The organism is Streptomyces sp. NPDC049887 (assembly GCF_040656535.1).
Taxonomy (GTDB): domain Bacteria; phylum Actinomycetota; class Actinomycetes; order Streptomycetales; family Streptomycetaceae; genus Streptomyces.
The window spans coordinates 1-13,272 of the sequence record NZ_JBFAMM010000037.1 but is presented as its reverse complement, the minus strand read 5'-3'; the positions used below and the strand labels follow the sequence as shown (position 1 = coordinate 13,272).

At 72.6% G+C, this 13,272-nt stretch carries 12 protein-coding genes; 6 read left to right on the top strand and 6 right to left on the bottom strand.

What is annotated here, in order from left to right:
- Positions 1-229 precede the first annotated feature (229 nt).
- The 3 genes from AB0J10_RS30675 to AB0J10_RS30665 are packed head-to-tail and all read left to right on the top strand — an operon-like array spanning position 230 to position 3,392.
- Positions 230-1,489, top strand: coding sequence for a sugar ABC transporter substrate-binding protein (locus AB0J10_RS30675; RefSeq protein ID WP_363066184.1), 1,260 nt, complete (start codon positions 230-232; stop codon positions 1,487-1,489).
- The gene (locus AB0J10_RS30670) at positions 1,486-2,496 is read left to right on the top strand and encodes a sugar ABC transporter permease (RefSeq protein WP_363066182.1); all 1,011 of its coding nucleotides are present in this window, start codon (positions 1,486-1,488) and stop codon (positions 2,494-2,496) included. Before AB0J10_RS30675 ends, AB0J10_RS30670 begins: the two co-directional genes overlap by 4 nt.
- Positions 2,496-3,392 (top strand): carbohydrate ABC transporter permease, encoded by an 897-nt coding sequence (locus tag AB0J10_RS30665; protein WP_363066180.1) that lies wholly within the window; start codon positions 2,496-2,498, stop codon positions 3,390-3,392. Before AB0J10_RS30670 ends, AB0J10_RS30665 begins: the two co-directional genes overlap by 1 nt.
- 153 nt (positions 3,393-3,545) lie before the next feature.
- On the opposite strand, the gene AB0J10_RS30660 is transcribed toward AB0J10_RS30665, so the two are convergent.
- Positions 3,546-4,514, bottom strand: a complete 969-nt coding sequence (locus AB0J10_RS30660; RefSeq protein WP_363066178.1) for an LLM class flavin-dependent oxidoreductase — start codon at positions 4,512-4,514, stop codon at positions 3,546-3,548.
- 83 nt (positions 4,515-4,597) lie between these two features.
- Between AB0J10_RS30660 and AB0J10_RS30655 the strand changes: the two genes are divergently transcribed.
- Positions 4,598-5,566, top strand: a complete 969-nt coding sequence (locus tag AB0J10_RS30655; protein WP_363066176.1) for a dihydrodipicolinate synthase family protein — start codon at positions 4,598-4,600, stop codon at positions 5,564-5,566.
- Positions 5,567-5,742: 176 nt separating this feature from the next.
- Here AB0J10_RS30655 and AB0J10_RS30650 read toward each other — a convergent pair whose 3' ends face one another.
- Genes AB0J10_RS30650 through AB0J10_RS30640 form a run of 3 tightly spaced genes read right to left on the bottom strand, consistent with a single transcriptional unit; the run spans position 5,743 to position 8,389 of the window.
- Positions 5,743-6,483 (bottom strand): amidohydrolase family protein, encoded by a 741-nt coding sequence (locus tag AB0J10_RS30650; RefSeq protein WP_363066174.1) that lies wholly within the window; start codon positions 6,481-6,483, stop codon positions 5,743-5,745.
- Positions 6,483-7,259, bottom strand: coding sequence for a hypothetical protein (locus AB0J10_RS30645; protein ID WP_363066172.1), 777 nt, complete (start codon positions 7,257-7,259; stop codon positions 6,483-6,485). Before AB0J10_RS30645 ends, AB0J10_RS30650 begins: the two co-directional genes overlap by 1 nt.
- The gene (locus AB0J10_RS30640) at positions 7,256-8,389 is read right to left on the bottom strand and encodes a DegT/DnrJ/EryC1/StrS family aminotransferase (RefSeq protein ID WP_363066170.1); all 1,134 of its coding nucleotides are present in this window, start codon (positions 8,387-8,389) and stop codon (positions 7,256-7,258) included. The genes AB0J10_RS30645 and AB0J10_RS30640 overlap by 4 nt, the downstream gene beginning before the upstream one ends.
- A 175-nt stretch (positions 8,390-8,564) precedes the next feature.
- On the opposite strand from AB0J10_RS30640, the gene AB0J10_RS30635 reads away from it, so the two are divergent.
- Both AB0J10_RS30635 and AB0J10_RS30630 read left to right on the top strand, forming a co-directional pair.
- A complete protein-coding gene (locus tag AB0J10_RS30635; RefSeq protein ID WP_363066168.1) occupies positions 8,565-9,797 on the top strand; it encodes a hypothetical protein in 1,233 nt (410 codons plus the stop codon).
- A gap of 178 nt (positions 9,798-9,975) precedes the next feature.
- Positions 9,976-11,061: an enolase C-terminal domain-like protein gene (locus AB0J10_RS30630; protein ID WP_363066166.1), complete on the top strand. Its 1,086-nt coding sequence runs from the start codon at positions 9,976-9,978 to the stop codon at positions 11,059-11,061.
- A gap of 182 nt (positions 11,062-11,243) precedes the next feature.
- On the opposite strand, the gene sbnA is transcribed toward AB0J10_RS30630, so the two are convergent.
- Together sbnA and AB0J10_RS30620 are read right to left on the bottom strand one after the other, a co-directional pair.
- Positions 11,244-12,338: a 2,3-diaminopropionate biosynthesis protein SbnA gene (gene sbnA / locus AB0J10_RS30625; protein ID WP_363066164.1), complete on the bottom strand. Its 1,095-nt coding sequence runs from the start codon at positions 12,336-12,338 to the stop codon at positions 11,244-11,246.
- 143 nt (positions 12,339-12,481) lie between these two features.
- Positions 12,482-13,272, bottom strand: a 791-nt coding sequence (locus AB0J10_RS30620; protein ID WP_363066162.1) for a 2,3-diaminopropionate biosynthesis protein SbnB, incomplete at its 5' end; no start/stop codon positions are given.

Genomic DNA, 13,272 nt, shown 5'->3' with positions numbered 1-13,272 from the left:
GCCCGGGGGGGGTGCCCCGGGCGGCGCGCCCCCCCCCCCGCCCACGGCCGCGGCCGCCCCGCCGCGGGGTCCGCACTACGCCTTTCGGCCGATGCCGTAACACCCCCACGCGGAGCAGGCGTTGAGGGAGCATTGACAGCCCAAAACTGCCCGGCTACTTTCGGCCCAGGCCGAAAGTGTCGGGCTCTTCGCTCGTTTCCCCAGGTCCCCAGGGCTTCCGGAGGCCCCCATGAAGACAGGGTTCAAGCGCGCCACCGTTCCTCTCGCACTGCTCACGCTCACCACGCTCACGGTCGCCGGATGCGGCGGCAGCGGCGCCGGGTCCAAGAAGGTCACCGTCTGGATGTACCCGGTGATCATGGATCCGAAGGCCAATGCGGCGTACTGGGACGGGATCGAGAAAGGGTTCGAAGCGAAGGAGAAGGGCGTCGACCTCAGCATCGAGCAGCTGCCCTGGGAGAACCGCGACCAGAAGCTCGCCACCGCCTTCGGCAGCGGCAAGGGCCCGGACGTGGTCCTGCTCGGGCCCGACCAGATTCCCCAGTACCAGGCGAACGGCGCGATCCAGCCGGTCGACCGGGCCATCGAGGAGGCCAGGAGCGCCTTTCGCCCGAACGCCCTGGAGGCCATGAGCCAGGACGGCAAGGTCTACGCCGCCCCGATCTACCACACCGTCACCAGCACCCTCTACAACAAGAAGCTGCTGGAGAAGGCGGGCATCGCTGAGCCGCCCGCCACCTGGGACGCCATCAAAGCAGCGGCCCCGAAGCTGAAGCGGGCCGGCGCCTCCACGCTCGACTACTCCGCGAGCAACGAGGCATCGCTCAACATGAGCTTCTACCCGCTGCTCTGGCAGGCGGGCGGCAAGGTCTTCGACGACGGCGGCAGGAAGGCCGCCTTCAACGGCCCCGAGGGCGTCGAGGCGCTGTCCTTCCTCGTCGACCTCTACAAGAGCGGGGCCGTGCCGAGGTCCGCCATGAACAACGCCAACCTCTTCACCGACCAGGCGCTCGGCAAGCAGCAGGTCGCCATGGGCTACACCAACACGCCCGCCGACGCCGCACTGGCCGAGAAGGCGTGGGGCAAGGGCAACGTGATCGTCGGCCCCGCCCTCACCGGGCCCGGCAAGCAGGTCTGCTTCGGAATGCCCGGCGGGCTCGGCATCAACGCCAAGTCCGGGAACGTGACGGGTGCCGAGAAGTTCATCGCCTACATGGTCGAGCCGGCGCAGATCGAGTCCATGGGCAGGGCCGGCGGCTTCTTCTCCCCGCGGACCGACGTGACGGTCCCGAACGACAGCGCCCACGCCAAGGAGTACCAGGAAGCGCTGAACCACACCTATCCGGGTGAGCCGAATCCGGCGGCGCGTCAGCTGATGGCGCTGATCAGCCCGGAGATCCAGGCCGCGCTGACCGGGAAGAAGAGCCCCAAGGCGGCCCTGGACGCGGCCGCCGCCGAGGCCGACGAGCTGCTGGCGCGTCAGCGTTGAGGAGGACGGTCACCGACGAGATCGCCCCGGACGGGGGTGACCGGCCGCCCGGAGCGAGCGGCCCGCCGCCCGGTGCGAAGGCCACCCGCCCGGAGGACGGGAGCGGCCCCGGCCGCACCGCCCCCGGGGCACGGAGCCGGATCCGGCGGCGCCGCGAGGCACTGGCCGGTCTCGCCTTCGTCGCGCCGATGCTCGTGCTGTTCGTCGTGTTCCGCTTCGGGCCGACGCTGGGGGCGGCGTTCCTCTCCGTCACCGACTACCGGCTCAGCGGGGAATGGACGTTCATCGGGGCCGGGAACTACACCAGGCTCCTCGGCGACGACCTGTTCTGGGAGAGCCTCGGAGTCACCGCCGTCTACACGGTCCTGTACGTGCCGACGACCGTCGCCCTCGCCCTCGGAACCGCCGTCCTGCTCCATCGCACGCTCTGGATGCGCGGTTTCTTCCGAGGGCTGTTCTTCCTCCCGTACGTCACCAGCATCGTGCTGGCCGCCGTCATCTGGAAGTGGATCTACGAGGTCCAGGACGGGCTGCTCAACGCCTCCCTCGGCGCCCTCGGCGTCGGCCCCGTCGACTTCCTCGGCAGCGAGTCCCTGGTCCTGCCGTCCATCGCCGCCGCCTCGGCGTGGAAGGGCTTCGGCTACTCCATGCTCATCCTGCTCGCCGGACTCCAGTCCATCCCGCGCGAGGTCACCGAGGCCGCCACCATCGACGGCGCGAGCGGCTGGCAGCGCTTCCGCCGGGTGACGCTGCCCCTGCTGCGGCCGGTGCTCTTCTTCGTCCTCGTCATCGAGGCGATCCTCGGTTTCCAGGTCTTCGACGCCATGTACGTCATGACGGCGGGCGGCCCGGTCCGCGCCAGCTACTCGCTCGTGTACTTCCTCTACGACTCCGGCTTCAAATTCTTCGACTTCGGTTACGCCAGCGCGGTCGGCCTGGTCCTGTTCCTCGTCGTCCTCGCCTTCTCACTCGTCCAGCGGAGGTTCATCGGAAGGGACCCGGACTGATGGCCACCCCCTCCACATCCGCCGAACGGCACCTGGCACCCGGGCCCTCGGCCGCGCCCCCGGCCGGGACGCCGCGGGCCCCGCGGCCGCCGGTTGCCCGGCTGGGCCTGCCCGTGCTGCTCGTCCTCGTCGCCGTCGTGACCGTCACGCCGTTCGTCGTGATGGTGCTGGTGGCGTTCGCCCCCGCCGGGGGCCGGACCCTCCCGGGCGCCTTCGACGTCACCCGCGCCACGTTCGCGAACTTCACGGACGTCCTGGAGAACGCCGACATCACCCGCTGGGCCGTCAACTCTCTCGTGTACTCGCTGGTGTCGGTGCTGCTCATCCTGCTGTTCTCGTCCATGGCCGGCTACGCGTTCGCCAAGAAGCGCTTCCCCGGCCGGGAGATCCTTTTCTGGTCGTTCCTGGCGACGCTGATGGTGCCGTTCCAGGCCACGCTCATCCCGTACTACATCCTCGTCTCGGAGCTGGGCGGCGTGGACACGTACTGGGGACTGATCGTGCCGACGCTCGCGAACTCGCAGGCCGTCTTCCTGATGCGCCAGTTCATCGTGCAGCTGCCCGACGAGCTGTTCGAGGCGGCGAAGATCGACGGGGCCTCGGAATGGCGCATCTACACGACCGTCGTGGTGCCCCTGATCCGGCCCGTGCTCGCCACGCTGGGCGTGTTCGTCTTCCTGTGGCACTGGAACGACTTCCTCTGGCCGCTGGTCATCGGCCAGTCGGAGGAGATGCGCACCCTCACCGTCGGTCTGGCGACGCTGGAGGGGGAGAACGTGGCGATCAATCAGATCATGGCCGGAGCGACCATCACCGTCATCCCCTGCCTGCTCGTCTTCGGGCTGCTCCAGCGCTATCTCACCGACTCGATCGCCACCTCCGGCCTCAAGTCGTGACCCTCACCGCGCCCCGCTGCCACCGCCGGGACCGCCTCCCGACCCGGTGCCGTCGGCCCACGACTCCCGAGTGACGGCACGTCATCTCATCGGCCCGGCCCGCCCGGTGCGCCGTCGGACGCGGCTCTCCGCCGGCAGGCGCGGCGGCCCGGGTCAGACGCCGAGATCCCCGAACGCCTCGATGGCCCGCAGGGCGTCCGCCTGCGGCATCCCGGGCGGCTGCACGCGCAGGACCAGCCCGTCCGCGCCCATCTCCGCGTAACGGCCGATCCGCTCCCGGCACTCACCGGGTGAGCCGATCACCGAGCGGGCCACGATGTCGTCCCACTGCTGGGCGTAGCGCCCCGCGTCGGCCGACGTGCGCTTCCAGTCGCCGTACGCGTCGTACAGACCACGCAGCGACCGCTCCAGCGCTGCCCGCGCCCGCTGCGTGGTCGCGGCCGCGTACCCCTCGCGGCAGACGATGACCTCGGCGCCCAGGGAGGCCGGCCCCTGCGGGTACGACCGGTAGTCGCGGATCTTCCCGGACAGTTCCCCGTCCGTCTCGTTGAAGGACGTGGTCCAGCCGTCGCACATCCGGGCCGTGCGCTCCAGCGCGGCGGGCACCCGGCAGCCGTTCCAGATCCGGGGCCTCGGGTCCTGCACGGGCCGCGGCGACAGGTACGCCCCCTCGACACGGGTCCAGCGGCCCTCGAACGTCACCTCGTCCTCGGTCCACAGCCGGGTGAGCAGTTCCAGGCACTCCTCGAAGCGCGGCACCCGCTGCTCCGGCCGGATGCCGTACAGCGCGAACTCCTCGGGCCGGTAGCCGAGGACGAACCCGGCGGTGAGCCGGCCGCCCGACAGGACGTCGATGTGCGCCAGCGTCTCGGCGAGCCACACCGGCTGGTGGACCGGTGCGATCAGCCCGGCCGTCGCCAGCCCGATCCGCTCGGTGTGCGCGGCGAGATAGGCCAGGGAGGTGAGCGCCTCGTGGTAGCCGGGCCGGTGCAGATGGCGCTCGCCCAGCACGACCCAGGCGAAGCCGGCCTGTTCGGCGAGGCGGACCTGCTCCACCGCGTCGGCCAGCCGTGGCCGATCGGCCTTGTCGGCATAGAGATTGACGTAGAGGCCGAGGCGCATCGGAGCGGAATCCCTTCCTTTACGGTCCGGACCGTAAAGGCTAGCGTAGCGGCGACGACCGCGACAGACAGGAGAGAACGCCCATGTCCGCGACGGACCTGCTGGTGCGCCGGCTCCGCGGCACCGTGCTGCCCGCGGTCGCAACCCCCATGGACGGGCGGGGAGTCGTCGACTACGCCGCACTGCGGGGCTACGCCGATCACATCGCCGGCCGGCCGGTCGGCGGAGTCGCCGTCTGGGCGCACACCGGCCGCGGGCTGCAGCTCTCCGAGGAGGACCGCCGCCGGGTCCTCGCGGTGTGGCGGTCGGCGGTGGACGGGCCGGTCGTGGCGGGCGCCGGCGTGCCGCGGTCCGTGCGGGCCGGGCGTCCGCGCGAGGCGGTGGACGCCACGGTCGCGATGGCCGTGCAGGCTGCCGAGGGAGGCGCGGACGCCGTCATGGTCTACCCGTCGGCCCTGCTGGCCGGTGACGAGGACGCCGCCGTCGCCCTCCACGAGGAGGTGGCCGCCGCGAGCGGGCTTCCCGTGCTCGGCTTCTTCCTGCACGGCGAGGCAGGCGGATACCCCTATCCGCCGCGACTGGTCGGCAGGCTCCTCGGTCTGCCCTCCGCGGCCGGCCTCAAACTCGCCACCCTGGACCGGGCGATGGCCTGCCAGGACGCGATCCGGGCGGCCCGGCCCACCGGGAAGCTCGTCGTCACCGGTGAGGACCGGATGTTCGGGCCCTCGCTGATGTGGGGCGCCGACTCGGCGCTCGTCGGCATCGCGGCGGCCCGCGTACCGCTGACCACCGCGGTGCTGGACGCCTGGCGCGCGGGTGACCACACGGCGTTCGTCCGGGCCTCGGCGCGGCTCGACGCCTTCGCCGGGGCCACCTTCCTCGACCCCGTCGAGGGCTATGTGCAGCGCATGCTGTGGGCGGCGGTCTGGGAGGGCATCCTCCCCGAGGGGGCGGCGCACGATCCGTACGGTCCGGACCTGCCCGACGCCGAACGTCGGGCCGTGGTCGACTGCCTGGAGGGGCTCGCCAAGGAGCCGGACGTGCTCCGCTGAGTGCGCGGGGCCGCCCGGCGGGCGGGGGATCGCCCGGCCGGGGCGGAGGTTCTTCGGCGGCCGGGGCGGCCAGGGGGAGCGGCCCGGCGGACGGCGGTGGACCGGGACACCGCGGGTCGGGCCCGACGGCGGGACGGGAATCGGGTCCGGGTCCCGACTTCGGGCGCCCGGCTGACTCAGGCGGGGACCTCGAGGCCGAACAGCTCCGCGGCGTTCCGCCACAGCACCCGGTCCAGCTCCGCCGGGGTGAACCCGGCGTCCCGCAGCACGCCCAGCGACCAGCAGGGGTCGATCAGCGTGGCGTCCGTGCCGAACAGCATCCGCTCCACCGGCACCCCGGCCTCGCGAGCGTAGGCGACCCGGCCCGCGTCGGCGGCGGTACGGCAGTGCTCCAGGTACAGCCCCTCGCACGAAGCGGCCGCGTGCGCCGCCTCCCGCCACGCGTCCCCGCCCGCGTGGCCCATGACGACCCGCAGTCCCGGGCGCGCGGCCACCATGTCGGGCAGCTGGGCGACCTCCCGCCCCCAGGTGTGCAGCAGCAGCGGTACGCCCGCCTCGGCGACCACGTCGAAGGCCTCGGCCATCTCCCGCGAGCCGGGCAGCCTCCCCGGATAGTGCGTGTGGATCTTCGCGCCGACGAACCGGCCGGACTCCAGACAGCGGCGCAGGTCCGCGCTGCTCTCCTCGATCCGGTTCGGGTTCACCACGGCGTACCCGTACAGACGCGGCCGGGACGCCAGCTCCTTCATCAGCGCGGCGTTGCCCGCGACCGCGTCGTACACCACCGCCTCGGACGCCGACACCAGTTGGAGGTCGATGCCGTACCGGTCCATCAGACGCAGGTTCTCGTCCGCGTCGCCGCAGGTGAGGTGGAACTGCCAGCGACCCACATGGGCGTGCACGTCGATGATCGGCATCAGCTCAGCAGCTCCTCGATGTTCCTCGTGGCGATCGCGTCGCGCTCGTCGTCGGAGATGTCCGCGTAGCGCAGCCGCAGCGTCAGCGGCGAGATGTCCATGAACGGGGTGCGCGAGCCGAAGACCAGATGGCGCGCCCCCACCGAGTGCACGACCCGCTCCACGGAGTCGGGGCCCGACAGCATCCGGGTCGTCACCCGGAACCCCGGCTCCTCATGTGCCATCAGCAGGAAGTCCGCCAGCAGGTACGCATGCAGGTCCAGGAAGACCACATCGACCCCGCGGTCCATCAGGGGAGGGCCGTAGCGGCGCGGGTCGCCGTCGTGGAGCAGCACCATCCCGCGCGCCAGGGCCAGGTCGACGACACGCCGGTAGCCGGGGAAGCCCGGGTCGGCGGCCTGCTCGACGGTGAACAGCCGCAGGAAGCGCACGCCGGCGGCCGCCAGCTCGTCCAGCCGGTCCTCGGCGGTCATCGCGTCCCGGACGTCGACGGTGCCCACCGGCAGCAGCTCCGGGCAGTCCGCGAGATCGCGCAGCGTCTCCTCGTTGCCCGCCCGGTCGTCGAACAGCGGCCCGCGCGTGGACAGGGCGAGGGCGCCGCACACGGGGGAGCGGTCGAGGCGCCGGCGCACCTCCGTCAGCGTGATGTCCCGATGGTGCCGGGGCCACGGCCCGTACAGCACGTCCACGTCCCAGCCGACCTGCTCCCGTGGCGAGGGTGTCAGCCAGTCGTACGCGGGCGGGCGGTCGTACTCGGCCGTCGTGCTCGTGCTCATCGCGCTCCCACCTCGCCCAGCGCCCGGGCGATCCGGTCGACGTCGTCCTCGGTGTAGGCCTCGTTCCACTGAAGCACCAGCAGCGTACGGTCGATCAGCTCCTCCGCCCGGGGACACGGGCCCGCCGGATGGCCGGACAGTGCCGGATTGGCGTACAGCGGCCGTTCCAGGTAGCCCGGCAGCGCCGGTACGCCCGCGGCCCGCAGGTCCTCCGCCCAGCGGGAGTTGTCGTCCACGAGCAGCGGCATCACCCACCAGGCGTGGCCGGTCCGCCGGGACGGGAGACGGACCTGCGGGGAGGGCACGAGCCCCTCGACGGCCACCGCGAACCGCTCGGCGCGCTCCCGCCGCACCCGCACGACCTCGGCGACCCGGGTCAGCTGGGCCCGGGCGACCGCGGCGACCAGCTCCGTCATCCGGTAGTTCAGCCCCATCGTGCGGTGGATGCGGCCCTCCGTGCGGTCCCAGCCCTTGTCCATGAACAGCCGCATCCTGCGGCCGAGTTCCGGGTCGTCCGTGATGCTCAGGCCGCCGTCGCCCGCGGTGATGTGCTTGTACTGCTGGAGGCTGAAACAGGCGATGTCGCCGACGGTGCCGAGCAGCCGGCCGTTCTCGTCCTCGCCCAGCCACGCCTGCGCGCAGTCCTCGATCAGCGGCAGCCCGTGCCGGTCGCAGATCTCCCGCAGCCGGACCACGTCCGCTGCGCCGCCGAAGAGATGGACCGCCACGACCGCCCGGGTGCGCGGAGTGATCGCCGCCTCCACCGCCTCCGGGTCGAGATTGCCGTCGTCCGCCCGCACGTCCGCGAAGACCACCCTGCCGCCCTGGGCGAGGACCGGCGCGACCGTGCCGAAGTCCGAGATCGGGGTGGTGACGACCTCGTCGCCGGGCCCCACCCCGGCGGCGGCGATCGCGAGATGCAGCGCGGCCGTGCCGGAACTGGACGAGACGGCCTCGGCGCGCCCGTACAGCGCCGCCATCTCCGTCTCCAGCGCCCGGGCCTCCCGGCCGAACGCCCCGCACAGGACCGCCGAGTCGAGCACCCGCAGGACCGCGGCGCGCTCCTCCTCGCCGAAGGTCCTGCCGCGCGGTTCGAGAACTGTGGGCAGTGGCATTTCCCGTTGCGGCATCGGGGGATTATCCTCTCGGCAGCACGCGATTATGGCCTGGGCCGAAACTAGAACCCCCGTGATCGGCCGTCAATCATGTGCGAACCGCCCCCGGAACGCGTCCCCGGCCCCGTCGGTACGTGCGTCACACCCCCGCAGGTCGCCGCCGCGACCTCAGCAGAACGGAGACCGGGCCATGCCGCTCACGGTCGGCGTGATAGGCCCCGAGGACCTGGTCCGCAAGGTGGTCGCCGTCGGCGGCCAGGCGGGCGCGGGCCGGCTGCTGCCGATCCCGTACCGCCACGAGGACGAGGCGACGGACGCCGTCACCGGCGCCGGGTCCGCCGCGGACGCCCTGCTGTTCACCGGGGTCGTCCCGCACAGCCTGGCCGAGGCGGCCGGCGTCCTCGACCGCCCCGCGATGTACGTGCCCTACAGCGGTGCCACCCTGCTGCGGGCGCTCGTCGAACTGCTCCGGCTCGGCCACGACGTCTCCCGTGTCTCCATCGACACCCTGCGCCGCGACGAGGTGCTGGAGACGCTCACGGAGGCGAAGCTCCCCACCGAGCACATACAGGTCCTGCCCCACCGGCCCGGACTCACCTCCCAGGACCTCGTCGACTTCCATCTGGAGGCGCGCGACACCGGGAGGTCGAGGGTCGCGATCACCTGTCTCGGCTCGGCCTTCCACCTCCTGGAGCACCGGACCCACACGGTACGGCTCGCACCCTCGCGGCACTCGATCCTCTCGACCCTCCAGGCCCTCGCCCTCGCCACGGCGGGTCGGCACAGCGGCGACGCCCAGGTCGCCCTCGGGGTGATCGACCTGCCCGGCGCGGACGACCGGCTCGCCGACGACGTGAGGATCCTCGGAGGCAGCCTCGCCGCCCTGCCCGACGGCCGGCGGCTCGTCGTCACCACCCGGGGCGTGCTGGAGAAGGCGACGGACCGGTTCACCCGTATCCCCTTCCTCGACGGGCTCGCCGCCCGGCACGGCACCGCCCACATCGGTTTCGGCCTCGGGCGCACCGCCGCCGAGGCGGAGGCACTGGCGCGCCGTGCGGTGAACCGGGCCCGGTCCGTCGGGGCCGCCGCGGGCGTCGTGTCGATGAGCGACGACGTCGACATCGTCATCGACGGGGCCGCGAGGGACTCCGACGGCGGGACCGCCCCTCCCGGGGAAGCGGCGCTGCTGGCGCGGCGGACCGGCATCAGCCCCCACACCCTGGACCGGCTGCGGGAACTGGCCTCCGCGGACCGCGGAGCGGGGCTCACCGCGCACACGGTCGCCGAGCACCTGTCGGTGCAGCAGCGCACGGCGCGCCGGATACTCAAACGGCTGGAGCGGGCGGGCGTGGCCGTCCCGACCGGGATTCGCCAGGAGGGGCAGACGGGCCGGCCGCCGATCGTGTACCGGGTCCGGCTGTAGGCGGTGGACCGCCGGGCGGGGCGGTGCTTCCGACGGGACGGCGCGGGTCGGAGGCGGTGCGCCGGCGGGCGGTGTTCGGTCACGGCGGCGCCCTCCGCCCGCGTCCGTTTGCGTACGGCCGCCGTGAGGGAAGTTACGGTCCGGACCGAAACGACGCCTGCGAAGGAGCTGAGCCGGCTTGAAGATCGCCTCGTTCCACACCCGAGTGGTCCGCGCCCCCTACCGACGCCCGTTCGCGATCAGCAGCGGCACCAGCCCCGAACTCGTCAGCCTGCTGGTGGAGGTACGCACCAGCGACGGGGCGTCGGGCTTCGGCGAGGCCTCGCCGATGACCGCTTACACCGGGGAGACCCTGGCCGGGCTGCGGGCCGCCCTCACCGAGCACGCCGCGCCCGCCCTCATCGGCCGCGACCCGCGCGACCTGGCCGGGGCGCACGCGGCCATGGACGCCGCGATCCGCGGCCAGCACCTGGCCAAGGCGGCGCTCGACCTCGCCCTCCACGACCTGGCCGCCCGCGCCGCGGGCTGGCCCGCGCACTTCCTCCTGGGCGGGGCGGTCACACATCGTGTGCCCACCACATGGGTCGTCGGACTCGGCAGCGTCGCGGAGAGCGTCGAGGAGGCGGCGCAGTACGCCGAGCGCGGCTTCCCCCACATCAAGCTCAAGGGCGGCGAGGACCCCGATCGGGACGTCGAACTCGTCGCCGCCGTACGGAAGTCCGTCCCCGACTCCGTATCGCTCTCCCTCGACGCCAACGAGGGGTACGCGCCCGGCAGCGCGCTCCGCACGGTCGCCCGTCTCGCCGACGCCGGGCTCGACCTCGTCGAACAGCCCCTGCCCCGATGGGACCTGGCCGGGCTCGCCGCGCTGCGCGCCCAGGGCGGCGCACAAGTGATGGCCGACGAGTCACTCCAGTCGCTCCACGACGCACTGGAGATCGTCCGCCGCGGCGCCGCCGATGTGCTCAACATCAAGATCCTGAAGGTCGGTGGGCTCCACAGGGCGAGGCAGATCGCCGCCGTCGCCGAGGCCGCCGGCCTGTCCGTGAAGATCGGCAGCATGCCGGAGCTGGGCGTCGCCACCCTCGCCGCCGCCCATCTCTCGGCGGCCCTCCCGCACGCCACGGTCCCGCCCGACCTGGTCGGCCCCCTGCTCGTCGAACAGGAGCCCCTCGCCCCGGAGACCTTCGCGGCGACGAACGGTACGGGTCATGTCCAGCTTCCGGACCTGCCCGGACTGGGCCACCGGCTGGCGCCTCTGTGAGCAGGGCCTGCCCACCCGCCCACTGCGCCCACCCACCTCCTCCCTCCCTGCCACCCACCCGTTCCGGCCGAAGCCGGAGGCGGGGTCGCGGCAGCGGGCGGCGGCCGGTCACGTCCTGGTGGCCGCCGGTGGAGCGGTGGGGCCGGGGGCCCGTCGTGACGCCACGTCCGAGGCCGCGGAGCTCACGGTTCCCCGCCGCTCTTGCGCCGGTGGCGCCGGCGTTCCGCGCGGTCGCCCGTGCGCAGGTGCGGACGTCGCCCGCCCGGCGACGGCGCCGGCGGGGGAGGGGTGGGCAGGATCCAGGACTCGGCGTTCGCCAGTTCGGGGTCCAGCACGTCGTCACCGTAGAGACCGTGCAGCCAGTTGGTCTGGTAGACGGTGTCGAGGTAGCGCTCGCCCAGGTCGGGTGCGATGGCCACCGCCGTGCGCCCGTCGCCGCCGTGCTCGGCGAGCCAGCCCATCGCGCCGCTGACGACGGTGCCCGTGGAGCCGCCGAACAGGAACCCCCGGCGGGCCAGCCGGTGGCAGGCCCGGATGGTGTCCCGTTCCTCCACCCGGATGACCTCGTCCACGAAGGACTCGTCGAGCAGCGGGGGACGGATGCTCATCCCCAGGCCCGGGATCATCCTGCGCCCCGCCTCACCGCCGAAGGACACGGAGCCGACGCTGTCCACCGCGATGACCCGCACCGGCCGGTGCCACTCGCGGAAGAAGCGGGCACAGCCCATCAGCGTGCCGGTGGTCCCGGCGCCGACGAACAGCGTGTCCAGTTCGGGGAACCGACGCGCGATCTCGGGTGCCGTCCTGCGGAAGTGCGCCTTCCAGTTGCCCGGGTTGGTGTACTGGCTGAGCCACACGTACCGGCTGTCGGAGGCGCACAGCGCACGGAGGTAGTCGATCCGCGCGCCCAGGAAGCTGCCGTTGGCCTCCTGGCCGGCGATCACGTGCACCTGGCTGCCCAGGGCCTCCATCATCAGCCGGGTCGTCAGGTTGCAGCGGGAGTCGGTGACGCACAGGAACCTGTAGCCCTTGCTCGCCGCGATCATGCTCAGTGCCACGCCCAGGTTGCCCGAGGAGGACTCCACGAGGATCGAATCCGGCGTCAGGACTCCGTCCCTCTCGGCGGCCTCCACCATCTCGATCGCGGCCTTCAGCTTGATCGAACCGGCGAAGTTGAAGCCCTCGCACTTCAGGAAGAGCGAGCGCCCGAATATCGACTCGAGGTCGATGTAGAGATCGTCTTCGTTGAAGTCTTGGGGAACGGATATGACAGGCACGATGGCCTCCTCATCTGCAGCGGGCCCGTCGGGCCCCTGCGTCAGCGGCCGTTGCGTCGTCCGTAGCTGCTACGGAGACCTGACCCTTGATCTCTCCGGGGGACCAGTCCTGCAAGGTGCCTCCTCACTGGCATCCGGGCGGCTCAGCCGAACCGGCGCAGTTCGTGGAAGAAGCCGTCGACGACGTGCAGCCCGCCGGAGCGCGCCACCTCGTCGTACACCCATGCGCCGACCGCGAGGTCCAGCACTCCGAGGCCGAACGGCGAGAAGACCACCGGCCGGTCCGCCGGGAGCGCCACCCGGCCGGCGATCACGTCGTCGAGCGTGCCGTCCAGGAAGGCGCGGTCGCCCGTCAGCCGCTCCGCCAGGTGCGGGGAGGTGTCGGCCCTGAGGCAGTGCTCGACGTCGTCCACGACATTGGCCGAGGCGAGCAGGATCTCCGGGGCGAGGTCGCGCAGGGACACGTGCAGCACCAGCGGGTTGTGCGCGAACCAGGACGGGTCGGTGACGTGCGGCTCGGTGGCGATGGTCGCGAAGACCACGAGGTCGCTGAAGCGGATCAGCTCCTCGGGGTCGTCGTGCACACTGATCCGGCCCGCCGTGCCCGACTGCTCCAGGTAGCAGCGGAACCCGGCCGCGCTCTCCGGCGCCACGTCGTGGACACCGATCTCGTCGAAGGACCAGCCGGTGCCGGCGAGGAAGGTGTGGATGTAGCGGGCGACGAGTCCCGTGCCGAAGAACCCGACCCGCGCCGGGCGCCCGGCCGCCCGTCCCCGGCTGAGCCGGTCCGCCGCCAGCGCCGCCGAGGCGGCCGTCCTGGTCGCGCTGATGATCGAGCCCTCCAGGCAGGCGAAGGGGTAGCCGGTGTCGTGGTCGTTGAGGATCAGCACGGCCGAGGCCCGGGGGATACCGGCCGCCACGTTGTCGGGGAAGC

What these genes read in the sequence shown, in the direction of transcription:
- AB0J10_RS30675 (WP_363066184.1), top strand. Translation starts at nt 230, where the DNA reads ATGAAGACAGGGTTCAAGCGCGCCACCGTTCCTCTCGCACTGCTCACG.
- AB0J10_RS30665 (WP_363066180.1), top strand. Translation starts at nt 2,496, where the DNA reads ATGGCCACCCCCTCCACATCCGCCGAACGGCACCTGGCACCCGGGCCC.
- AB0J10_RS30660 (WP_363066178.1), bottom strand. Translation starts at nt 4,514, where the DNA reads ATGCGCCTCGGCCTCTACGTCAATCTCTATGCCGACAAGGCCGATCGG.
- AB0J10_RS30655 (WP_363066176.1), top strand. Translation starts at nt 4,598, where the DNA reads ATGTCCGCGACGGACCTGCTGGTGCGCCGGCTCCGCGGCACCGTGCTG.
- AB0J10_RS30650 (WP_363066174.1), bottom strand. Translation starts at nt 6,483, where the DNA reads ATGCCGATCATCGACGTGCACGCCCATGTGGGTCGCTGGCAGTTCCAC.
- AB0J10_RS30645 (WP_363066172.1), bottom strand. Translation starts at nt 7,259, where the DNA reads ATGAGCACGAGCACGACGGCCGAGTACGACCGCCCGCCCGCGTACGAC.
- AB0J10_RS30640 (WP_363066170.1), bottom strand. Translation starts at nt 8,389, where the DNA reads ATGCCGCAACGGGAAATGCCACTGCCCACAGTTCTCGAACCGCGCGGC.
- AB0J10_RS30635 (WP_363066168.1), top strand. Translation starts at nt 8,565, where the DNA reads ATGCCGCTCACGGTCGGCGTGATAGGCCCCGAGGACCTGGTCCGCAAG.